Origin of the sequence: Curtobacterium sp. MCSS17_005 (assembly GCF_003234225.2) — a bacterium.
GTDB lineage: Bacteria > Actinomycetota > Actinomycetes > Actinomycetales > Microbacteriaceae > Curtobacterium > Curtobacterium flaccumfaciens.
On the sequence record NZ_CP126258.1, the window covers coordinates 214,912 to 234,010 of the forward strand.

Below are 19,099 nucleotides of genomic sequence, written 5' to 3' on the forward strand. Positions count from 1 at the left end.
GCGGGGGATCACCGGTGGGGGATCACCGGTCGGGGGGTCACTCGACGTCGACGTCCCGCTTGCCGCGGCGGACGATGAGCGGGTCCGGCTTGCCGATGACGTCGGCGGCCTTGTCCGGGTAGTCGAACTGCGTCAGGAAGTACCGCATCGCGTTGAGCCGGGCGCGCTTCTTGTCGTTCGACCGCACGATCGTCCACGGCGCGTAGCGCTTGCTCGTCCGGGTGAACATCGCCGTCTTCGCCTCGGTGTAGTCCTCCCACCGGTCGAGCGACAGCAGGTCGATGTCGGACAGCTTCCACCGCCGCACCGGGTCGAGCTGGCGCATCGCGAACCGTGTCCGCTGCTCGCGCCGGGTCACCGAGAACCAGAACTTCGTCAGGTGGATGCCGGAGTCGACGAGCATCCGCTCGAACTGCGGCACCTGGGTCATGAACGACTCGTACTCGTCGTCGCTGCAGAAGCCCATCACCCGTTCGACGCCGGCACGGTTGTACCAGGAGCGGTCGAACAGGACCATCTCACCCGCGGCCGGCAGGTGCTGCACGTACCGCTGGAAGTACCACTCACCGCGCTCGCGCTCGGTCGGCTTGCTCAGCGCGACGACCCGCGAGGTCCGGGGGTTGAGGTGCTCCGTGAACCGCTTGATCGTGCCGCCCTTGCCCGCCGCGTCACGCCCCTCGAAGAGCACCACGACCTTCTGGCCGGTGTCCTCGAGCCAGTACTGGCACTTCAGCAGCTCGATCTGCAGCAGGTACTTCTGGTACTCGTACTCGTCCCGCGGCAGGCGCTCCGAGTACGGGTAGTCGTCCTGCCAGGTGAGCACCGGGTTGCCGTGCGGGTCGATCAGCTCCGGGTCGGCCGTCTGACCGTCCGCGACGCTGTACCCCTCGGTCCGCAGCTGTTCGATGTACTCCCGCAACGGCTGCGAGTACGGCGCTGTGTCCACGGTGTCCTCCCTCTGCGAGCCGATCGGCTGTCGGCCCCAGGGCCATCCTGGCCCGGCCACCCGCACGACCGCCCCACGCCTCGCCCTGGACGCGACCCGATGACGGTCTGGAGGCGCGGTGCGAGCCCGCCCCGTGCCTCCCGACCGCATGTGGCCCTTCACAGGCATGATGGGGCCATGACGGACCAGGCCGAGATGATCCACCCCGAGATCGCACCGAGCGGAGACGGGTGCGTCGAGTGCGACGCGACCGGCTCGTGGTGGGTGCACCTGCGCCGCTGCGCGGCGTGCGGCCACGTCGGCTGCTGCGACGACTCGCTCAACACGCACGCGACGCGGCACTGGGAGGAGACCGGGCACGCGGTCATCCAGAGCTACGAGCCCGGCGAGACCTGGGCCTGGGACTACCGCGACGACACCCGCTCCGAGGGGCTCGAGCTCGCGGCCCCCACCAGCCACCCCGTGACGCAGGCAGTCCCCGGGCCGGCGGATCGCCTTCCCGGGGACTGGTTGGAACTGCTCGGCGGATCGCGCTGATCCCCGGCGGCCGTCAGGTCAGACGGCCGCGGTCGCCTCGTCGCGGTGCGGGAGCTTCCAGCCCGGACGCACGAAGTGGCAGGTGTAGCCGTGCGGGTTCTTCTCGAGGTAGTCCTGGTGCTCGTCCTCGGCCTCCCAGAACGGGCCGGCCGCGGTGACCTCGGTGACGACCTTGCCGGGCCAGATGCCCGACGCGTCGACGTCCGCGATGGTGTCGAGCGCGACCTGCTTCTGCTCGTCCGAGGTGTAGAAGATCGCCGAACGGTAGCTGCGACCGATGTCGTTGCCCTGGCGGTCCTTCGTCGACGGGTCGTGGATCTGGAAGAAGAACTCCAGCAGGTCCCGGTACGAGATCTGGGACGGGTCGAAGACGATCTCGACCGACTCGGCGTGGTCGCCGTGGTTGCGGTACGTCGCGTTCGGCACGTCGCCGCCGGAGTAGCCGACGCGGGTGCTGACGATGCCGGGACGACGACGGAGGAGCTGCTGCGCTCCCCAGAAGCATCCGCCGGCGAGGATGGCGGTCTCGGTGGTGGTCATGGTGGCCTCCTGGGCTCTCGTGTCACTGGCTGCGACACCGTGTCGTGCAACCGGCAACAGGGACGATCTGTTCCCGTCGTCAGGTCCGCTGTGGGGCACGGACCCACCCGGGTGTGCGGTCGGTACGACTCGACCCTACGAGTCCGTGCTCCGTGTCACCCCTGCGGTACGGTCGGCCTCACATGAAGCGGTCATCCATCGACGAAGTCCAGCGCCGTCCACGTGGTTGGTGGCTGCTCGGACTCGCGTTCTGTTTCCTCGTGTTCCTCGAGGTGTTCGCGACGATCGGCTCGCTGCCGGGGATGCTCGCCGCGCAGCTGCTGTACACGCCGTGTGGCTCCGACGAGACGATGCGGTGTTCGTACGCGGTCGGCGATGTCGCGGAGTTCCTCGTGCCGTTCCTCGCACTCGTCGTCGCGATCACGACCTGGGTCATCGGGGCGTCTGGTGCTCCCACGGTGCGGCGACGGGTCGTGACGCCGGCGATCGGCCTCGTGGTCATCGTCCTGATCTTCGTACTCGGTGTCGTCGCGATCGATCTGTCGATCCGATGACCGTCGTCAAGCGAACTCGCCGCCACACGCTCCCGAGGACCTGATGCCGTTCACTCCAGATCGGTTTCGAGACAGGGTCGACTGCGAGGTGGATGGCGTCGTCGACGGACACAGGAGCGCTGGTCTCGGTGCCCGATAGCCGATCGCCTACCGGGACATCTGCGGGCTGTGACGTCAGCGCTCTAACCGTCGTTGCTGGCGTCGGATCACGATGAGGCCGCCGCCGAGGATCAGCAGGAGTGCGGCGGCGACTGCAAGACCGGTGATGTTCGCCCCTGTGAACGCGAGCGGGCCTCGGTCGCCGTCATCTGGGTCACTGATCGGGGTCACCGCAACAGCGGTCGGGTTGCCCGTTGGGGTGGTCGGTACCGGCACAGCGGATGCGGAATCTGTCGGAGTCAGACTCGGCGTTTCGGTTGGGATGGGCTCGGGCTGCGCAGCGGCGGTGATGGTCGTGTAGACGTCGACCACGACGGTCCGGCCGGCGCCGAGTGCGACGACGTCGTCGGCGAGCTCGAGCGGTGTTGCGGTGCCGCCGTCGACGGTGACCGTTGCGTGTTCCGTGACCGTCGTGCCGGCAGCCGCACCCGTGGCTGTGTGCGTCAGCGAGCATTCGGCTCCACCGAAGACCACGTATGGGCCGGACGTGCCCTCCTCGGCGCCGGCACCGGTGCTGACCGGGATGTCGGTGCCCTCATTGCAGGTCACGTCGACCAAGTCGTTGCCGGTGCGGAGGGCCGTGTCAGCGGTGGTGTGCACGTTGACTTGGAAGCGTCCGGTCCGCTCGTACGTGTTCTCGAGAGCGCACGTCGCGTCGGGGTTCGTGGTGTCGAGGGTGACGATGAACGCGTTCGCGCCGGCACGCTCGACGGTGTTCGCGCCGCAGCTAAGGCCGGTGAACCGCCAGAACCCGAGGAGGTCACCGGTTGGTGCCTGTTCGCGGACGAGGTACCGGGCGGCCGGTGCGACTACGAGGGCGTCGGCGGCTGCGCCCGTCGGAGTGGCGATGACCGGAGTGCCAGCCGCGGTGGTGGTCGCCGTGGCACGGTAGTCCTGCTCGGGGTCCGGGTTGCCGGCTGCGTCGAGCGCGGTGATGTCGTAGTCGAACGTGTCCGCCCCGCCGATGCTGGTTTTCTGCAGGGTGATCGAGCCGCCTGGGGTGAACCGGTTGATGAAGATGCAGTGGTTCGTCGACGGGGTGATGGCCGTCAGCGTGATGGTGCGGGTCTGCCCGCTCGCGGTGATGTCGTAGGTGTCGACGGTGCCGAAGCGGTCAACGCAGGTGGCGCTCTCCGCCTCCCACGATCCAGCAGCGGTCGGCGCCGGCAGCACTTCGGACATCACGTAGGAACCGAGACTCAGTGCGGACCCGGACCACGGGGTGACAGGTGCGCCGACCTGGGTCGTGGTCGCCGTGCCCGTGAAGTTCTCAGCCGGAGCAGCCGTCGGACCGGTGACGGTGACGGGGAAGTCCGCGGTTCCGCCGAGCGACTCCACGGCGAGGGAGGTGTCACCGACGGCCGTGCGGTTGTTGGTGACGACGCAGGTCACGGTGTCGCCGCCGGCGAGCCGAACGCTCGCCCGGTGTGTCGATGAGTCGATGGTGACGGCACTGTCCCCGGTCCGGCTGGTGCACACCGGGTCGGTCGGCGGGTCCCAGCCAGGTGTCGCCGCTTCCTGGAAGCTCCACGCGGGATCCGTTCCGCGGACCTCACCGCGGATGAAGGTCGTCGTGGCCGGGTTCCCGGGACTCGCGGTGACGGAGAAGTCGTTGGTGCCGTCATTGTTCTCGTCGGCGTAAGAGATGTTGCCGTCGAAGCGGAACGTGCCGGTGCCGTTACTGTCCGCGGCGAGCTGCTTCTGCACGACGATGGTGCCGGACTGCGGCGGTGGGGTGACGGCGTAGTAGAAGCAGAACACGTGGTGCTGCCCGGACGGGAAGTACACCGCTTCGACGTTGTCGCCGTTGACGGCGTCCTGCCCGCAGCGCAGCGCCGCGAACCCGTACTGGTCGGCTTGCCCGTTCAGTGGGTCGCTAGGGGTGCCGCCCTGGATCCAGAGTCGTCCGCCGGAGTTCGCGGCCGCGAGCTGATCCGCGGTCAGTTCCATCGTCACCGCCCCGGGCAGGACCCCGCCAGTGGGGTCTCCATCCGTGTTGAGCAGTGGTGTCGACGCGCCCGTGCGGATTGTCGTGGCAAATGGGCTGGTCACGGTGCTGAGGTTCTGCGTCGCCGGGGTCTTCCCGTTGAACCAGGTGCCGGTGGTCATCTGCCAGTTCGGTAGCGGTCGGCAGTTCGCGTTGCCGGTCTCTTCCTTCTCCGCCGAAACGATGCCCCACGCGTCGTAGTTGGTGTCCGCCCCGAGGTCCTTCAGGGACTCCATGAGGTTGTTCCGCGCCTTGTTCGCCAACACATCCGTGTACGAGTCACAGGCGCGGGCAGCGAAGGTGATGGAGTACGTGTCCTCGTCAGCGCCGACGGTCGCAGCGGTTGCCGGCGCCGTGGCGAGCGTTGCTCCGACGACGGCCGTGAACGCCAGCACCGGTGCCAGGATCCGGGTGAAGCGGTTGCGACGTCGTCGCTGATCGTGTTGCGCCTGCGTACCCATGCGTTCCCCTGATGACGGCGTGGTGATGCGGTTGCTGCTGACGATGTCAGACGTGCCGGTGAAAGTCGAGACTCCCGCGGTTACTGCTGCGTTCGACGGTCACCCGGGGCCAGAACTCGAGTGGTTCCGGTCTTCTTCGGCTGGACGCGACCCTTGATGAGGAACAGGGCGAGGAGCCCGAGGATCGGGTAGAGGAAGTTGAACAGCCCGGCGAAGCCGAGCAGCCCGGCGTCGCCGGCAGACGCGGACTGCCCGTCGATGCCGCCGGTGGCGAGGATTGTGGTTGGGTCGGTCGCTGCGTGCAGCAGCATGGCCGGAATGATGCTGCCGGTGACCCGCATCGACAGGTACAGCATGATCCCGATGCCGAACGTGTAAATGACAGTTGCGCCGACGACCACCGGGTTGGCGCCGGAGATGGCGTTCGAGGCGTGCATCAGCCCGAACAGCACCGCGGACAGCAGCGCGACGACACGCTCCGAGTAACCGCCGCGGCGGAGCAGGCTCACCGCAACGCCCCGGGTGATGAGCTCTTCCGTGAACCCAATGCACAGGCCGAGGAACAGGACCGCGAACACGACCGATACGGAGTACGCGGACCAGTTCGTCGCGACGACACGGATCACGATCGGCACAATGAGCACGGCAACGGCAATCCACATCCACCACCGTCCCTCCACCGGCTGCCGGCCGAACACCTCGCGGCGCCACCCGAGGGTCGCCACGAACACCAGCGTCAGGATCCCCATGGCCAGGATGGGCAACGTCAGGCCGTTGAGCACCGCCCCGGGCGACGAGAGGAGAGCGTTCGCTTCGATGCCGCGGCCGAGCGTGCGTGCATTCAACCACCCGATGCCCTCGTAGATGGCGAGGTACAGGACGACAGCGAGGACGGCCCGCCACCAGCCGCCGCGGTCCCAGAACCCCTGCCAGCCACCCCTCCGGCTGGTCGGGACGGTTGTGTGTTCGTGGTCGGTGACCATGGCGTTTCCTCTCGATCCAGCGCGGACGCCTCAGGAGTTGGTCTTACGTGGCCGGGACGGCGTCTCGCCGGACTCGCTGTGATCGGCGGTCCTCCCGGATGACGCTCACCACGCTGACGAGGACCGCAATGATGAGCAGGACCTGCACCGTTGCGAGGAAGGTCTGGTTGGTGATGGTGCCGGGGCCGTTGATGAGCGCCTCGGAAGCGCTGGACGCGCTCGAAGTGAGGTACAGGACGCAGTCGGTCAACGCGTGCACCGCGATGCCAACCCACAACTTCCCCGTGACGCGGCGGATCCAGTAGTACGTCACACCGGTCGAGGTGAGCGCGGCGACCTGAAAGGCGATCCCCGCTAAAGGGACGCCGCCCCAGATGCTGCCGACCACGTGCGCCAACGCGAACGTCACCGCGGTGACGACCAGGGTGACGAACTCGCCGTGGCGTCCTCGGACGGCGGTGAGGAGGATGCCGCGGAGGCTGAGTTCCTCACCGAACCCGACGAGGATGGTCCCCACCACGATGGTTACGACGACACCGGCCGACCGGGTACCCCAGTCGATGTCCGCAACTTGCCCGAGAGGCAGTGCCACCGCGAGCACGGGGATGACGACGAGCCACCAGCGGCGAGGCTGCATCCGGAACGTGGGGACCTCGGACCAGACGCCGGCCCAGCCCGACCACCGCACGAACAGCAGCGCGAGGACGATGGCAATCGGCAGCGGGATGAGGTGGGAGAGGGCGAACGACGCGGTGTCGCCGTCCGCGAGGTCACCGAGGATGTTGCCGAGGACAGCGGCGAAGAGCAGGTACACCACCACAGCGAGGAGGCCTACCCAGATCGTCCTTGGCACGCGCTCCTCGCGCTGCGAGCGCGGGACGGTCACGATGCGGTGGTTCCGACGGTGCGGAAGTTCGTGGCACCGGTGAGGCGTTCATCGGCTCCACGGATGACGAATGCGACGGAGATGAACGCGAGCGCGGCTACGGGGAACAGGAACGCCTGCGCGAAGTCCGCGGCGGGCCCCGGGGTGCCGTTGCCCTCGATGAACTGGGTGAAGTCCCACAGCCCGTGCAGCACCATCGCCGGGACGAGGGAACCGGTGGTCCGGCGAAGGATGTAGAACACGGTGCCGACGACGAAGGCGAACCCCACCTGCGGGATCGTTTCGTCCAGGGTCTGTCCGAGGAGGGAGTTGCTGAGGTGCATCAACCCGAACACGACGGATGTGATCAGCCACACCCACACCTCGGACAGCCGGCTGCGGAGCGCAACGAGGAACAAGCCCCGGGCAACGAGTTCCTCCGTGAACCCGACCAGCACCAACACCAACGCTGCAGCGAGGAACCCTCCGGACACTGCGCTCCAGTCGGACGCGGTAAGACCGACCACGGCCATGAGCGCGAGGATGACCGGGGTGATGATCGGCCACCGATGCGCGCTGCGGTGCTGCTCCCGCAACGCCGGACCCCACCAACCGAGCAGGCTGGTCACGATGGCGAGGACCACCGCGGCGATGATGAGGGATAGGCCGGCGCCCACGAACAGGTTTCTGGCCGAGTCACCCCACGTCGTGTAGTTGATACCTGTCGCCGCCTGAACTCCGACGACGAGCGCCGAATATCCGACGACAACGGCAACACCAATCCAAACCCGTGGTGCAACGCGCACGCGATCCCCTGACGTCGTTGGAGACCTGGCAGTCCCTGAGCGAAAGTATGCCGGTTGTACGATGGTCGGTTCAATGAGGGGCGTGGGAGCAGCTTCGTTCGGGGTCGTCGTTCTCGCACCGCTCCGTGTGTGATCGCGTTCCGGTAGACGATCCTTGTCCGGGCGGGTTGCATCACGTAGCCGGGTTGTGAGTAGCCCCAGGGTTGGAAGTTGCGCTCGAGTGACACGCCAGTTCCGTCGCGACCGAGGCAAACCAGGTCGCATCCCCATCGAGGCGACCGCCAGTTCGATGCGCACGTATAGTTCACCGCGTGAAATGTCCTGCCTGCGAAAGTTCACTTGCGTAAATTGTTTACGTTGTGAAACAGTCTGGGCACTCCCTCGGACGGGGGTGGCCCTGATGGGGTCGATTGCTGAACGACGAAAGGGACTTCTCGTGCGTAGCACCTACCAGGGCTTCCCCCAAAGCGGGCGCATCTCCGGAACCCACCAGCGGTTCGGTCTCACCGACCCCGCTGTTGTCGACGCGTACGTGAACCAGCGCGTCAACGACCCCTCGCTGCTTTCCGGGGCGATCGGGCCGTCCTACGCAGACTTCTTCGCCGCGCCAGCCCAGTAGCGCTGGGTTCACCCCACTCGAAGGGACCACTGCCCTGTGCCTTTGACTGTTGTTCGCCGCGAACACATGCACCTGTATGCGCGGGAGCCGCGTTCACGGTCGGCGAAGAACGCTACCGATGCGATCCTTCGGCTGCAGCACGCGGAGGAGCAGCGGCTCGAGCAGGCACGCGTCGAGAGCGGCTTGTCGAAGAACGAGTTCCAAGCCGTCCGATACATCCTGCAAGCGCACCGGGATGGCCGGGCGATGGGGCCAAAAGACCTCGCGGTGATGTTGAACGTGTCGAATGCGTCCGTGACGAAGATCGTTGACGGCCTCGTCACGAAGGGTGACTTCACGCGCACGCCGCATCCGACCGATCGGCGTGCGCAGGTGCTGGAACCGACCGTGCAGGCGGCGAAGAAAATCGACGACGCGTACACGAGCTACCACCAGGTCGTCGTCGAGGTGATCGACCATCTCTCAACCGAGGACAACGAGGTGCTCACCCGGTGCCTGAGGCTGATCACCGACGCGCTCATCACTGCCGGAGCGCCTGAGCCGGCGGACGAGTACACCGTCATCGACGAATCCGACGACCACACCATCGAGCCATCCAGCTGAACGCTGCCCGGAATCTATGCGATCCGCCCGCTCTTCGAAGGCCGGCTCGTCCTTCGCTGTGGTCGCCGCCGCAGTACGGCAACCACCAAAGGGGGGCCCGATCCCTGAGCCCTGAGCTGAGCGGGCCGAAGCCGGCTCAGAGCCTGGATCCCTCAGTCGGCGTCGGCGAGGTCGGAGCGGGTGCTCGCGTGGATGATCTCGCTGTGCCCGAACGTCTCGGCGGCGGCACGCAGCCGTGTGACGAACTCTCGGTCCTCGACTTCGAGCTCGTCTTCCTCAGCGTCCTCAACGACGATCTCGCTCGACGGGCCGATCAACACCTTCGTCGTTGTCATCGTTCCGTCATGCGCCACCGACGGGATAGCGACGGTGTTGGCGCGGTCGCCGCCGGCGAGAGCGGCGGCGTACTCGATGACGGCATCTGCCACGTCATCGCTGGTCAGGATCATGCTGCTGTCGTAGTGAATGTGCTTCATCAGGGACTCCTTCCCTTCCCACTGAAGCGGACGGGCAGCGCACTGCGTTCAGTTTCGCCGGTCTGCGCACGTACGCGGGAAGGGCGTTATTTGCCCGTGAGCGAGTGCAGCCATCGACCGTGAGCTTCGATTTGACTGCGCGCCGATTCTAGCGAGCTGTGCGTCCCGGTGACAGTGTCGTCGGCGCTGTGCGCGAAGTACCGGTCGGTGCGGGCGACGTCACCGAGCAGCGTCCCGTCCGGCTGGGCCGCCGACCACGAGTCGGCGGTGACCGCGGTCCAGACGACATCGCTTGAAGTGTGCGGCATGAGCGCCATACGGGGTCTCCCTGTCAGGGACGGTAACGGTGGGCCGCCCGGAAGCGGCGTGCCGGTGACGCTACGCCTTCCGGACCGGTAGCTTGCCTGCGCGTGGGGGACACCGAGCCCTCACGGCAGTGCTGTGCTGCTCGCGTCGGGATCGTGGTCACCAACCTCGGGCGATCTGTTTGGTGTGCCGTGGGAGCTCACCGAACTCGGCCCGGTAGGCGCCGGCGAACCGTCCGAGGTGCGCGAACCCCGCCCACCGGGCGACGTCGGCGATACTCCAGTCGGTCTCGGATTGGAGTTGCTCGCGCGCCAGCAGCAGCCGGATCCGGCGAAGGTACGCCAACGGTGTGATGCCGTGATGCCGGTTGAACGCAGCCTGCACCCCGCGAACGCTCAGCCCGGCCGCTTCGGCGATGTCCGACACGGTGATCGATTCCCGAGCGTGCTCGAGCAGGAACGCTTCCGCACGAGCGAAGCGGGTGGCGGCAGCGTCCAGTGGGGCATGCGAGCCGACAGGCCAGTGCGGGATCGCGGTGAGGAGACCGCCGGCAGCGAACCGCGTCAGCTCCCGCTCCCGTTCCTCCGAGACCTCGTCCGGTCCGCGGAGCACTTCCGCGGCGACCGTGCGGACCATCAACCACCATGCAGCCAGCGCTGGCCCTTCCGGAACGTGCCGGGGCTGGAACTCCAACGGCCCTGGCGCCCACCCCCCACGCTCGGCGGCGACGTGTTCGACCGTGGTCCGGTCGATGCGGATGACATCTTTCTGGAACGACTCGAACCGGACCGGTTGCGGCGCATTCCGGTACAGCACCGGCCGGCCGACCTGGACCGCGTGCCCGTCGACGGTGCCCCGGCCGGATTTCAACCACACCAGCACCATCGCGCTGTCCGGCTCGATCGTGCCCCTGACCACTCCAGTGCATGAGGTCGACTCCAACGACAGCAGCCGCGTGCCACGCACCCGCTCCTCGAACACGAAAGCGGCACCCTCCGGGTCCACGTCGACGCCGTGCGTCACATGCGTGAGAGCGATCGCCTCCGCAGCAACATCCGGATCGGCGGTCTGAGTCTCGCGTCGAGTGCGGCGCATCGGATCGGTCACCGTCTGATGATGTGCCCCCAGCCCTATATCCACAATAGGCGCAACCAACTTCCGAAAACGGATACCTGCAGCCGAGTGGTCGTAACCGTGCGGCGGTCGTGTCGGTACCCTCGAACAGGGGGTACGGGAACCACGGGCAGTCACAGGGAGATCAGCCATGAGCACCTACACCAGCGACGACAACGTCGAACCGGCACGCATCGCGACCTTCAAGCGACTGCGGAAGCAGTGGCGCCGCGAGGGCGTGGTCAGCTTCTCCGGTACCGGCAGCGACTTCTTCCGCGACGATGCGCCGGAGCGTGTACGCCGCTAGCAGCGCCAACGTTCTGACGGACCCGACGAGGCGGGCAGGCTCGGGACAGCTGGGCGTCAGATGAGGTGCTGATGTCGGTGCTCCACGCCAGTGGGAGCGGTGACGGCGTAGTGCACGGTGAGGGGCTGCTGCCAGTCGCCGTAGTAGTCGCCCCACTCGTACACGACGCTGTCGGGGATCACATCCTGCTCGGCGGCGAGTGCTCGTTCCGCGAGAGCGACGAGGCGTTGGCGGTCCGTGTCCATGCTGCTACCCCGATCGCTGACGTCCTGAGCGGAAGCGTGAACAGCTTCCCGAGTACCCGCTGACTGCACGCGTCCCAGCACGGTACCTACAGCCGCCTACGCGAGTGCTCACCTCGCTTCGCTCATGAGGGCAGCCCCAGAACCGCTCGGCGGGTGCCGTGCTTCCACGGCGCACTAGCTGGTCGGAGACACCCGCGAGCGATCGGTCACTGTCGGGGCGACGAGGTCACCGGCGGGTGTGACCACGAGCTCACGGTCAAGGATCAGTCCAGCGGTCTCCGCGACCGTCTCGTTGCGGGCTGCTGCGTGTCCTCGGATCAGGAGGTACGCGTCGGTCGGTGCGAGGCCGACTTGGGCGAGGACAACGCCGGCGGCCTGGTGCACAGCACGCTCACGCAGCCGCAGCGGTGCTCCGTCGTCGTGGCGGGTCAGCACATGGCGCAGTACCCGTCGGCTCACGGCGGCGGCGAGGGTCATTGCCGCTGTCGCATCAGCTGCTGGTACCTGCATCGGGGTTCGCGCATACACGTCGGCTGCGCCGAGGAGGAACGGGCCGAACCGAAGCGGCACAGCGAACAATGCGCCGACCCCGTCATCGGCGGCCGCGGCGAGGAAGGCGGGCCACCGATTCGTCGGATGATGGTGCACATCGGGCTCGAGGACGGGCCTGTCGTGCTGCAGCGCGTCCCAGCAGGGTCCCTCGTCGAGGTCGAACTGCAACCGGTCGATACCGCCGGCACGGCTGTCAGTGATCGAGATGGACGCGTTTCCGGCGAAGTCGCCGAACGAGGCCACGGAAGCGCCATCACCGTGAACGACATCAAGGAACGGAGCGGCGAGATCCGCGTCCGGGAGGGACACGGGGAGCGGAGTGAGGCTGCTTCGCAGCTCGTTCATGGAGTGCTTCCTGCCGCCAACGCGCCTGGAGGCCGGGCTCATGCCCAGCAGCACCCCACGCAGCGCGAGCGATGGCCCGAACCTACGTCCGACGCACTCGTGCGTGGACCGTTGATCCCGAACACGCACACGCACCATCGGGCGCGGCCCCAGACCCTCGACGCAGCAACCTGTCGGCACACCGAGCCGCCAGTTCCGGCAACTGGTCCTCCACCGCGGCCAAGGGGGCTGGGCACTCCTTGGGGCTGTTAGACCAGCCCGTCGAGTCGTTCACCGCGGCGGATGACGTCGTCAGCGAGTTCCCGGAGTCCTCGACCGGTGGCGCGTGCTCCCGTGCGGAGCAGCTGGAACGCTTCGTCGACTTCGATGCTCTGCCGGTGTGCGAGAGCGCCTTTGGCCTGCTCGAGCGTGACCCGAGCATCGAGTGCGTCGTGCACCTGCTCATCCAGCGTCTGGAGCCGGCCCTGGTCGCGCTGTCGGACGAGGGCCGCGGATGCTGCGTCGGCGAGCATCTGGATGAGTGCGACGTCGCGGTCATCGTGACCCTGGTTGTGCGTGGCGAAGACGCAGAGCGACCCAATCGTGCCGGTCCGCAGTCGGATCGGTTCCGCGAACGTGCCGACGAGTCCCCGGTCTCGCATCGTCTCGGTGAACGTCGGCCATGTGGATGCGTGGGTGGAGATGTCGGGCACGTCGATCGTGTTGCCGGTCCGGTAGCAGTCCACGCACGAACCCTCGTCTGTTCCGAGCTGTGCTTCCTCGGCGTCGCTGCTGCGTTCACTGGTCGACGCGATCACGTGGAGGGCTCCGGAGCGGTCTGCGAGGACGATGCCGGCTTCGCTGGCGGAGGTGCATCGGGTGCAAATCTCGATCACCCGGTCCAGCGCGTCGAGGACATCGAGGGTCGGGTCGAGGATCTCGTCGAGCGCGGCGGTGAACCCGTCGAACTGGTCGGGATGCTGCCCGGTTCTTGCGTGGCGCTCGAACCGGTTGATACGGCGGGTGATGTCGGCGATGAACGCGGGATCGTCGGGTTCGAGCTCGTCATCGGGGGCAGGTTCGGTCATCACCGCGATCGCGGGGCCGAGCACGAGCCCCATCCGGGTCGCGAGACCGTCCACGTCGAAGGTCGGCACGTTGACGACGTCAGTGGTGCTGTTCTGCGCGAGGACGACGGAGTACGCAAGGACCGCGTCAGCGATCGCGTCACCAGTCATCACACGTTCGCTGCCGTACACCAGGTTCTTCATGCGACCACGCAACCCACCCCTACCTGACGACCACCCCATCTTCGACCGGAGATCACTCACCGCAGGCGGTGTCTCGATAGCCGGTGGTTCACCGCTACACCCCAATTGTCACCTTCGACGCCTTCCGTTGCCTACTGCCGCCTGACCAGGGGTATTCCCGTATACCTGTCCCGCGAAAATGCCCGGTGAAGGGGCGCCAAACGCTACACGCCACCCCGGGCGACGAAGGCCAAGGAACCCGCGCCAACATCCTTCTCGGCACCGGCATTGCCGTGACGTTCACGGACGCCCCCGACGACAACCTCGAGCACGAGGACCGGAACTCCGTAGCCGAGATCACGGTGCGTGCGCACGGTGGCTGAGCCTCGCCCGTGCTCGGCCGTATACCGACCGGAGGCGCGGCGCCAGCTGGCACCGCGCCTCCGGTCCGGGGTGGGGTCGTGTCAGTTCGCAGTGTCCTCGAGCGCGTCGAGCGCGGCCACGTCCTCGGCGGCCAGCACGAAGTCGACGTCGGCGTTCTCGGCGATGCGTGACGGGGTCGTGGACTTCGGCAGGGGCAGGACGTCCTTCTCGAGCAGGTAGCGGATCGCGACCTGGGCGACGGTCTTGTCGTACTTCGTCGCGATCTCGGCGATCTGCTCGTTCTCGAGCAGGCCTCCGGTGGCGAGCGGGGAGTATCCCTCGGTCAGGATGTCGTGCTCGCGGTCGAAGGCGGTCGTCTCGTCCTGGGTGTTGCCGATGAACCAGCGGATCTGGTTGGCGTGCGGGACGACGTCCGTGCGGCCGAGCAGGTCCTCGAGGTCGGCGACGGCGAAGTTCGAGACACCGATGCTCTTGGTGCGGCCGGCGTCGTAGAGCTCCTCGAAGACCTTCCACACCTCGACGTTGCCGTCACGGTGGTCGGAGCCCATGTCGCTCCAGGGCCACGGCGCGTGGATCAGGTACAGGTCGACGTGTCCGAGGTCGAGGTTGCGGCTCGACTCCTCGAAGGCGGCGCGGGCGCCCGAAGCCGTCTTGATCTCGGCCGGCAGTTTCGTGGTGATGAAGAGTTCGTCGCGGGGGATGCCGCTGTCCCGGACGGCCTCGCCGACGCTCGCCTCGTTGCCGTACGCCAGGGCGGTGTCGATGTGGCGGTAGCCGAGGTCGAGGGCGGTCTTCGTGGCGTCGTACGCGTCGGAGCCGGACGGGATCTGCCAGGTGCCGAAGCCGATCTTCGGGATGTGCAGACCGTTGGACAGGGTGAACGTGTCGATGAGTGCGGGCATGCAGCGGACAGTACGCCGGTCGGGTTCAGCCGCGGTCACGGAGCGGAACGCGGGTGTCCTCGGGCTTGCGCGCACTCGGGGAGGAAGTGCCGGTACTCCTCCTTGCGGGCAGCGGTGCTCACTGCGCCGTCGAAGTCCGTCTCCGGAACAACCCCGACCGCGACGTCCCCGTGGCCACTCCCATCGCAGACGGCGACGATGACGCCGTCCGCTCCGTCGGCCTGAGACAGTGTCGCCGGGCGATGGAGCACCTGTGGAGACAGGTCGTACCAGACGAACGCGTCACCGTCCGGGATGAGGGCACCGGCTTCGGTGACCGTCATCCCGACCGTGACATCCGCACGGGCCGGGTGGCCTGCTGTGGAACATCCCGCCAGCAGCAAGGCGCCGACGGCAATGCTGACCGCGCTGATACTCAGGCGCAGGGCGGACATGTTCAGCGGTACCGGATGATGTCGCACGTCACGCGTGCACTGCCCGGGTTGAAGGCGTACAACCAGCCGGAACGACCTGTGACGTAGTCCTTCCCAGCGCCGGTCATGTGCTTCTCGATCTTGTACTTGTAGCGGTTCCCGACCGGGTAGGCGACGAGCATCCGTCCCTTGGGGACACGCTGCCTGCTGCAGGTCACCGAGACGCTCTGTGTGCGGGAAGCGCTGAAGTTGAGCTTGCCCGCGGCCCACTTCCTCGTCGCACCGAACTCCAGACCGATCGTTCGTGTTGCTGCGCGGCCCTTCGTGAGGCCGCAGTTCATCGAGGACGTGCGGGACCCGCAGGATGCGAGGATCTGCGAACCGGTGTGGTGGGACTTCTTCGACTTGTTGACCACCTTGTTGTAGTACCCCCACGCGGCTCGAGGTTCGCGCGGTTGCGTCGCTTCGGCTGCGGTACCGCTGGCGAGCAACAGGGAGATGGTGGCGGCAGCTACGAGGGCGCTCTTGACGGAGGTCTTCATGAACGTCGAGCCTGGCCGAGAACCCGCAAAATATGTAGAACATCAAACTTCGATACGAAGTCGTTACCTGACCTCCGACGTCAGGAAGGGCGTTCCGGGTTGCATGGCGCCCACCTCGAACGGACGGAAGGACGCCCGCATGCCCCTGAACCCCACCGTGCACGACCGGAAGACCGGTGTCACCCCGCCCGGGGAGCCCGGCGGCTTCGAGCTCGCCCTGCTCGACCGCGGCGCCGCCGTGCTGCAGACCTCGGCGCCGCTGCGGGGCTTCGACGTCTACGTGGTCGGTTTCCACTGTGTGAAGGGCGAGCCCGACGTGCAGATGGAGGCGCACCACTTCTGCAAGGTGGTGAACGCCGAGATGCTGCAGTGCGTGCTCTTCGACGGCAACACGGCCGACGCGAACCTGATCGGCATCGAGTACATCGTGTCCGAGCGGCTGTTCGACTCCCTGCCCGAGGACGAGCAGGCGTCGTGGCACCCGCACAACCACGAGGTGTTCTCCGGCGAACTCGTCGCTCCGGGCCTGCCGATCGCGGTGGAGACCGAGCTGATGGGGCACCTGGTGAACTCGTACGGCAAGACCTGGCACACCTGGCACAGCACCCCGATGGGTTCGCAGCCCGCACACGACCTGCCGATCGGTGATCCGATGCTCATGTGGTCGTTCAACCGCGAGGGCGAGGTGGACAGTGCGCTGCAGCAGGACCGGAACCAGGCGATGCGCACCGATCCGGAACCGCGCAAGCAGTCGCGGGCGAAGTACCTGGACCGCGCCCACCCGCAGCGCGGTGTCGGCACGATGCGCGACGCCTTCACGGGCACGACCCCGACCCCGGGCGTCGTCGACGCGGACGACGGACGCCCCTGACGACGGACGGGAGGCCCGTGGCGGTGTCGCCACGGGCCTCCCGTCCGGTGTGTGCTGTGGTTCAGCGCGCGGTGCGCGTGCCGATCCGCGGCAGGACGAAGCCGAGCACGATCATCGCAACGGCCAGGAAGGCGTGCAGCACGTTGTCCGCGCTGTTGAGCGGCACGAAGTTCGCGCCACCGGCCATGCCCGCGGTGAAGAGCCCGTAGACGAAGAGCACCGCGTAGACGATGCCGCCGGCGACGAGGTACAGGCGTGCGGAGGCTGCGCGGCGGGCGGCGAGCAGCCCGACGATGCCGAAGAGCAGGTGCACGATGTTGTGCAGGACGGACACCTGGAACAGGCCCAGGAGCAGGGCCATGGAGCCGTGGCCGGCCATGGACATCGAGCCCATGTCCATGGTGAGTCCGGGGATGAACCCGGCGATGCCGACGATCAGGAAGACGACACCGAAGACGAACGCGCCCCGCTGGGTCCACGTCGAACCGGAGGCGGTGCGTGCGGTTGCTGCGCTGCTGGTCATGATCAGCCCTCTTTTCTGTACGCGCCGCAGTGTGCGGCACACATGACATTCGGAGCGCTTCCCCGGTCGGTTTGCAGTGTCGCGCTCGGATGCGTTCGGGGGACACCGACCCTGTACCGGCGTGCACGAGTGCTGCCTACCGTCCACGGCACACCACGACGAGAGGAAACACCATGGCAAGTGGAGTCGCAGCAGTCTGGGTCCCGGTGAGCGACATGGACCGCGCCGTCACGTTCTACCGCGACACGCTCGGTCTCACCGTCAAGGACCAGTCCGACGACTGGAGCGAGATCGATGCCGGCGGCCTGATGATCGGCCTGAACGGGCGCGAGTCCGCCAGCCAGGCGAGCGAGGGCGGCGCCGTCGTGTCGTTCCAGCCGGACGGCAGCATCGAGGACGAGGTCGCCGCGCTCAAGGAGCGCGGCGCGGACATCCAGGGCGAGATCAGCGAGCACCCGTGGGGCAAGATCATCCCTTTCAAGGACAGCGAGGGCAACGACCTGCAGCTCTACTCGCCGCCGCAGGGCTGACCCAGCGGGTGCGGGACGCACCCACGGACGGACGGGAGGCCCGTGGCGACGCCGCCACGGGCCTCCCGTCCGTGCTGTGGTTGCGACGGGGCGCTACGCGACCGCGATCTCGTTGGGCACGCCCGGCAGTTCGTCGCTCGAGGCGATGACCTTGCCGGTGGTCAGGTCGACGGCGTGGACCTTCTGCTCGGCGGGGTCGGTGACGTAGGCGACGTCACCCTCGACCTTCAGGGCCGGGTGGGCGTCCTGCCACTCGGCCGGGCCCTCCCACGCGTCGATCACCGGGTACGACTCCAGCTGCTCGCCGGTCGTCTCGTCGAAGGTGTGCAACGCGCCGTCGGAGCCGAGCACCACGGCCTCGTCGCCGGGGCCACGGGCCAGGTCTCGGAAGGTGAAGCCGACGTCCTCCGGCATGTCCGCGACGGTGTACTCGCCCGAGGCCGCGTCGATCAGGGCGATCTGGTCGAGCAGGTAGCCCTCGCTGTCGGGGTCGTCGTTGTAGTCGCCGACCGCGACGGACGAGTCCTCGGTGGTGAACAGGTTGCCGGTGCGGCCGTACTCGGTCGGGGCGTCGATCTTCTCGAACGCGCCGTCCTGGTAGACCAGCGCACCGTCGGTGCAGCCGAACACCGCGACCTCACCCTTGACCGCACCCTCGCCGTGCACGTCGGGGCACCCCTCGGACCGGGTGATCTCCTTACCGTCGGCGTCCAGGGCGCGCACGCCGGAGCGGCTCTCCTCGGTGCCGATGGTCGTCAGGAGCGTGCCGTCCTCGAGCTCGATCGCGACACCGTGGTGGGCGGCCTCGGACTTCGTCGTCTCGACCTCGGGCAGGTCGGCTCCGTCGAGCTCGGTGTGGTCGAACGTCGTCACGTCCCCGGTGCCGTCGGCGAACAGGGCGGTGCGGTCGCCGTGGACGACCGCGTGGCCGCCGGTGTCGGCGGGGAACACCGCGTCGGTCAGGGCGGGCTCGGCCTGCGTGTCGAGGACCCGGAAGCCCTCGGGCACGGTGACGAGCACGTGGCGTCCGTCACCGGCCGGGTTGACCCGGGTGAAGCCGTCGATCGCGTCGTCGGCCACGACCCGCAGGTCCTGGTCGAGGACGAGCAGGCCGCCGTCGTAGGTCAGGGTGATGCGGGTCCCGTCGGCCTTCGGGGTCGCACTGCTGTCGGAGCCGGCGTCGGCGGTGTTCGTGGCGCACCCGGTCAGGGCCAGGGCGGCCGCGCCGAGCAGGGCGGCGGGCCACGCGGCCCGGAGCGTCTTCGTGTTCGTCATGTCGATTACTGTATTGATTCTCATTC

24 protein-coding genes are annotated in these 19,099 nt (G+C 67.6%); 7 read left to right on the forward strand and 17 right to left on the reverse strand.

The annotated features are described in order from the left end of the window. Positions 1–37: 37 nt before the first annotated feature. Positions 38–946 (reverse strand): polyphosphate kinase 2, encoded by a 909-nt coding sequence (gene ppk2, locus DEJ20_RS01065; RefSeq protein WP_027467245.1) that lies wholly within the window; start codon positions 944–946, stop codon positions 38–40. Positions 947–1,123: 177 nt separating this feature from the next. On the opposite strand from ppk2, the gene DEJ20_RS01070 reads away from it, so the two are divergent. Next, a complete protein-coding gene (locus DEJ20_RS01070) occupies positions 1,124–1,483 on the forward strand; it encodes a UBP-type zinc finger domain-containing protein (RefSeq protein WP_071404761.1) in 360 nt (119 codons plus the stop codon). An 18-nt stretch (positions 1,484–1,501) separates the two neighbouring features. Here the strand turns inward: DEJ20_RS01070 and msrA are convergent, their stop codons facing one another. Next, on the reverse strand, positions 1,502–2,023 hold the full coding sequence (gene msrA / locus DEJ20_RS01075) for a peptide-methionine (S)-S-oxide reductase MsrA (protein ID WP_071245202.1): 522 nt from the start codon (positions 2,021–2,023) through the stop codon (positions 1,502–1,504). A 182-nt stretch (positions 2,024–2,205) separates the two neighbouring features. Here msrA and DEJ20_RS01080 point away from each other — a divergent pair, with 182 nt between their 5' ends. After that, complete coding sequence (locus DEJ20_RS01080) at positions 2,206–2,577, forward strand: hypothetical protein (protein WP_181431446.1); 372 nt, start codon at positions 2,206–2,208, stop codon at positions 2,575–2,577. A 174-nt stretch (positions 2,578–2,751) separates the two neighbouring features. Here DEJ20_RS01080 and DEJ20_RS01085 read toward each other — a convergent pair whose 3' ends face one another. The 4 genes from DEJ20_RS01085 to DEJ20_RS01100 all read right to left on the reverse strand — a co-directional run bounded on the left by DEJ20_RS01085 (position 2,752) and on the right by DEJ20_RS01100 (position 7,838). Next, a complete protein-coding gene (locus DEJ20_RS01085; RefSeq protein WP_111234370.1) occupies positions 2,752–5,184 on the reverse strand; it encodes a prealbumin-like fold domain-containing protein in 2,433 nt (810 codons plus the stop codon). 80 nt (positions 5,185–5,264) lie between these two features. Next, a complete protein-coding gene (locus tag DEJ20_RS01090; protein WP_111234369.1) occupies positions 5,265–6,167 on the reverse strand; it encodes a CPBP family intramembrane glutamic endopeptidase in 903 nt (300 codons plus the stop codon). A gap of 43 nt (positions 6,168–6,210) precedes the next feature. Beyond that, a complete protein-coding gene (locus tag DEJ20_RS01095; protein WP_284183362.1) occupies positions 6,211–7,053 on the reverse strand; it encodes a CPBP family intramembrane glutamic endopeptidase in 843 nt (280 codons plus the stop codon). After that, on the reverse strand, positions 7,050–7,838 hold the full coding sequence (locus DEJ20_RS01100) for a CPBP family intramembrane glutamic endopeptidase (protein ID WP_111234367.1): 789 nt from the start codon (positions 7,836–7,838) through the stop codon (positions 7,050–7,052). The genes DEJ20_RS01095 and DEJ20_RS01100 overlap by 4 nt, the downstream gene beginning before the upstream one ends. A gap of 436 nt (positions 7,839–8,274) precedes the next feature. Between DEJ20_RS01100 and DEJ20_RS01105 the strand changes: the two genes are divergently transcribed. Both DEJ20_RS01105 and DEJ20_RS01110 read left to right on the forward strand, forming a co-directional pair. Beyond that, the gene (locus DEJ20_RS01105) at positions 8,275–8,457 is read left to right on the forward strand and encodes a hypothetical protein (RefSeq protein ID WP_111234366.1); all 183 of its coding nucleotides are present in this window, start codon (positions 8,275–8,277) and stop codon (positions 8,455–8,457) included. Positions 8,458–8,523: 66 nt separating this feature from the next. Continuing rightward, on the forward strand, positions 8,524–9,060 hold the full coding sequence (locus DEJ20_RS01110) for a MarR family winged helix-turn-helix transcriptional regulator (RefSeq protein ID WP_111234365.1): 537 nt from the start codon (positions 8,524–8,526) through the stop codon (positions 9,058–9,060). 152 nt (positions 9,061–9,212) lie between these two features. Here DEJ20_RS01110 and DEJ20_RS01115 read toward each other — a convergent pair whose 3' ends face one another. From DEJ20_RS01115 to DEJ20_RS01125, 3 genes are all read right to left on the reverse strand, one after another. Continuing rightward, positions 9,213–9,536 carry a hypothetical protein gene (locus DEJ20_RS01115; protein ID WP_111234364.1) on the reverse strand — a complete coding sequence of 108 codons (324 nt, stop codon included), beginning with the start codon at positions 9,534–9,536 and terminating at the stop codon, positions 9,213–9,215. 86 nt (positions 9,537–9,622) lie between these two features. Continuing rightward, a complete protein-coding gene (locus DEJ20_RS01120) occupies positions 9,623–9,844 on the reverse strand; it encodes a hypothetical protein (protein ID WP_146245349.1) in 222 nt (73 codons plus the stop codon). 157 nt (positions 9,845–10,001) lie between these two features. Then, positions 10,002–10,949 carry an AraC family transcriptional regulator gene (locus tag DEJ20_RS01125; protein ID WP_284183363.1) on the reverse strand — a complete coding sequence of 316 codons (948 nt, stop codon included), beginning with the start codon at positions 10,947–10,949 and terminating at the stop codon, positions 10,002–10,004. Between the two features lie 157 nt (positions 10,950–11,106). On the opposite strand from DEJ20_RS01125, the gene DEJ20_RS01130 reads away from it, so the two are divergent. Next, positions 11,107–11,262 (forward strand): hypothetical protein, encoded by a 156-nt coding sequence (locus DEJ20_RS01130; RefSeq protein ID WP_181431670.1) that lies wholly within the window; start codon positions 11,107–11,109, stop codon positions 11,260–11,262. A gap of 56 nt (positions 11,263–11,318) precedes the next feature. Here DEJ20_RS01130 and DEJ20_RS01135 read toward each other — a convergent pair whose 3' ends face one another. From DEJ20_RS01135 to DEJ20_RS01160, 6 genes are all read right to left on the reverse strand, one after another. Continuing rightward, positions 11,319–11,507, reverse strand: coding sequence for a hypothetical protein (locus DEJ20_RS01135; RefSeq protein WP_111236842.1), 189 nt, complete (start codon positions 11,505–11,507; stop codon positions 11,319–11,321). A gap of 174 nt (positions 11,508–11,681) precedes the next feature. Beyond that, positions 11,682–12,404, reverse strand: coding sequence for an ANTAR domain-containing protein (locus DEJ20_RS01140; protein ID WP_146245528.1), 723 nt, complete (start codon positions 12,402–12,404; stop codon positions 11,682–11,684). 248 nt (positions 12,405–12,652) lie between these two features. Continuing rightward, entirely contained in the window at positions 12,653–13,654 is a 1,002-nt protein-coding gene (locus DEJ20_RS01145; protein WP_284183364.1) for a GAF and ANTAR domain-containing protein, read from the reverse strand. 443 nt (positions 13,655–14,097) lie between these two features. Then, the gene (locus tag DEJ20_RS01150; RefSeq protein ID WP_111236219.1) at positions 14,098–14,919 is read right to left on the reverse strand and encodes an aldo/keto reductase; all 822 of its coding nucleotides are present in this window, start codon (positions 14,917–14,919) and stop codon (positions 14,098–14,100) included. Positions 14,920–14,954: 35 nt separating this feature from the next. Next, positions 14,955–15,353 (reverse strand): hypothetical protein, encoded by a 399-nt coding sequence (locus DEJ20_RS01155; RefSeq protein WP_111236218.1) that lies wholly within the window; start codon positions 15,351–15,353, stop codon positions 14,955–14,957. Between the two features lie 2 nt (positions 15,354–15,355). Beyond that, the gene (locus DEJ20_RS01160; RefSeq protein WP_071251735.1) at positions 15,356–15,874 is read right to left on the reverse strand and encodes a hypothetical protein; all 519 of its coding nucleotides are present in this window, start codon (positions 15,872–15,874) and stop codon (positions 15,356–15,358) included. Between the two features lie 139 nt (positions 15,875–16,013). On the opposite strand from DEJ20_RS01160, the gene DEJ20_RS01165 reads away from it, so the two are divergent. After that, complete coding sequence (locus DEJ20_RS01165) at positions 16,014–16,745, forward strand: OBAP family protein (RefSeq protein WP_110863531.1); 732 nt, start codon at positions 16,014–16,016, stop codon at positions 16,743–16,745. Between the two features lie 61 nt (positions 16,746–16,806). Here DEJ20_RS01165 and DEJ20_RS01170 read toward each other — a convergent pair whose 3' ends face one another. Next, positions 16,807–17,268 carry a DUF4383 domain-containing protein gene (locus DEJ20_RS01170; protein ID WP_111088312.1) on the reverse strand — a complete coding sequence of 154 codons (462 nt, stop codon included), beginning with the start codon at positions 17,266–17,268 and terminating at the stop codon, positions 16,807–16,809. 173 nt (positions 17,269–17,441) lie between these two features. Here DEJ20_RS01170 and DEJ20_RS01175 point away from each other — a divergent pair, with 173 nt between their 5' ends. After that, entirely contained in the window at positions 17,442–17,798 is a 357-nt protein-coding gene (locus DEJ20_RS01175) for a VOC family protein (RefSeq protein ID WP_111236217.1), read from the forward strand. A 93-nt stretch (positions 17,799–17,891) separates the two neighbouring features. Here DEJ20_RS01175 and DEJ20_RS01180 read toward each other — a convergent pair whose 3' ends face one another. Next, positions 17,892–19,073 carry a hypothetical protein gene (locus tag DEJ20_RS01180; RefSeq protein ID WP_111236216.1) on the reverse strand — a complete coding sequence of 394 codons (1,182 nt, stop codon included), beginning with the start codon at positions 19,071–19,073 and terminating at the stop codon, positions 17,892–17,894. Between the last annotated feature and the right edge of the window lie 26 nt (positions 19,074–19,099).

Bases quoted from the DNA above. Each gene is read 5' to 3' on its own strand.
- DEJ20_RS01070 (WP_071404761.1), top strand. From the start codon at position 1,124: ATGACGGACCAGGCCGAGATGATCCACCCCGAGATCGCACCGAGCGGA.
- msrA (WP_071245202.1), bottom strand. From the start codon at position 2,023: ATGACCACCACCGAGACCGCCATCCTCGCCGGCGGATGCTTCTGGGGA.
- DEJ20_RS01080 (WP_181431446.1), top strand. From the start codon at position 2,206: ATGAAGCGGTCATCCATCGACGAAGTCCAGCGCCGTCCACGTGGTTGG.
- DEJ20_RS01085 (WP_111234370.1), bottom strand. From the start codon at position 5,184: ATGGGTACGCAGGCGCAACACGATCAGCGACGACGTCGCAACCGCTTC.
- DEJ20_RS01090 (WP_111234369.1), bottom strand. From the start codon at position 6,167: ATGGTCACCGACCACGAACACACAACCGTCCCGACCAGCCGGAGGGGT.
- DEJ20_RS01110 (WP_111234365.1), top strand. From the start codon at position 8,524: ATGCACCTGTATGCGCGGGAGCCGCGTTCACGGTCGGCGAAGAACGCT.
- DEJ20_RS01115 (WP_111234364.1), bottom strand. From the start codon at position 9,536: ATGAAGCACATTCACTACGACAGCAGCATGATCCTGACCAGCGATGAC.
- DEJ20_RS01120 (WP_146245349.1), bottom strand. From the start codon at position 9,844: ATGCCGCACACTTCAAGCGATGTCGTCTGGACCGCGGTCACCGCCGAC.
- DEJ20_RS01130 (WP_181431670.1), top strand. From the start codon at position 11,107: ATGAGCACCTACACCAGCGACGACAACGTCGAACCGGCACGCATCGCG.
- DEJ20_RS01135 (WP_111236842.1), bottom strand. From the start codon at position 11,507: ATGGACACGGACCGCCAACGCCTCGTCGCTCTCGCGGAACGAGCACTC.
- DEJ20_RS01140 (WP_146245528.1), bottom strand. From the start codon at position 12,404: ATGAACGAGCTGCGAAGCAGCCTCACTCCGCTCCCCGTGTCCCTCCCG.
- DEJ20_RS01145 (WP_284183364.1), bottom strand. From the start codon at position 13,654: ATGAAGAACCTGGTGTACGGCAGCGAACGTGTGATGACTGGTGACGCG.
- DEJ20_RS01150 (WP_111236219.1), bottom strand. From the start codon at position 14,919: ATGCCCGCACTCATCGACACGTTCACCCTGTCCAACGGTCTGCACATC.
- DEJ20_RS01155 (WP_111236218.1), bottom strand. From the start codon at position 15,353: ATGTCCGCCCTGCGCCTGAGTATCAGCGCGGTCAGCATTGCCGTCGGC.
- DEJ20_RS01160 (WP_071251735.1), bottom strand. From the start codon at position 15,874: ATGAAGACCTCCGTCAAGAGCGCCCTCGTAGCTGCCGCCACCATCTCC.
- DEJ20_RS01165 (WP_110863531.1), top strand. From the start codon at position 16,014: ATGCCCCTGAACCCCACCGTGCACGACCGGAAGACCGGTGTCACCCCG.
- DEJ20_RS01170 (WP_111088312.1), bottom strand. From the start codon at position 17,268: ATGACCAGCAGCGCAGCAACCGCACGCACCGCCTCCGGTTCGACGTGG.
- DEJ20_RS01175 (WP_111236217.1), top strand. From the start codon at position 17,442: ATGGCAAGTGGAGTCGCAGCAGTCTGGGTCCCGGTGAGCGACATGGAC.
- DEJ20_RS01180 (WP_111236216.1), bottom strand. From the start codon at position 19,073: ATGACGAACACGAAGACGCTCCGGGCCGCGTGGCCCGCCGCCCTGCTC.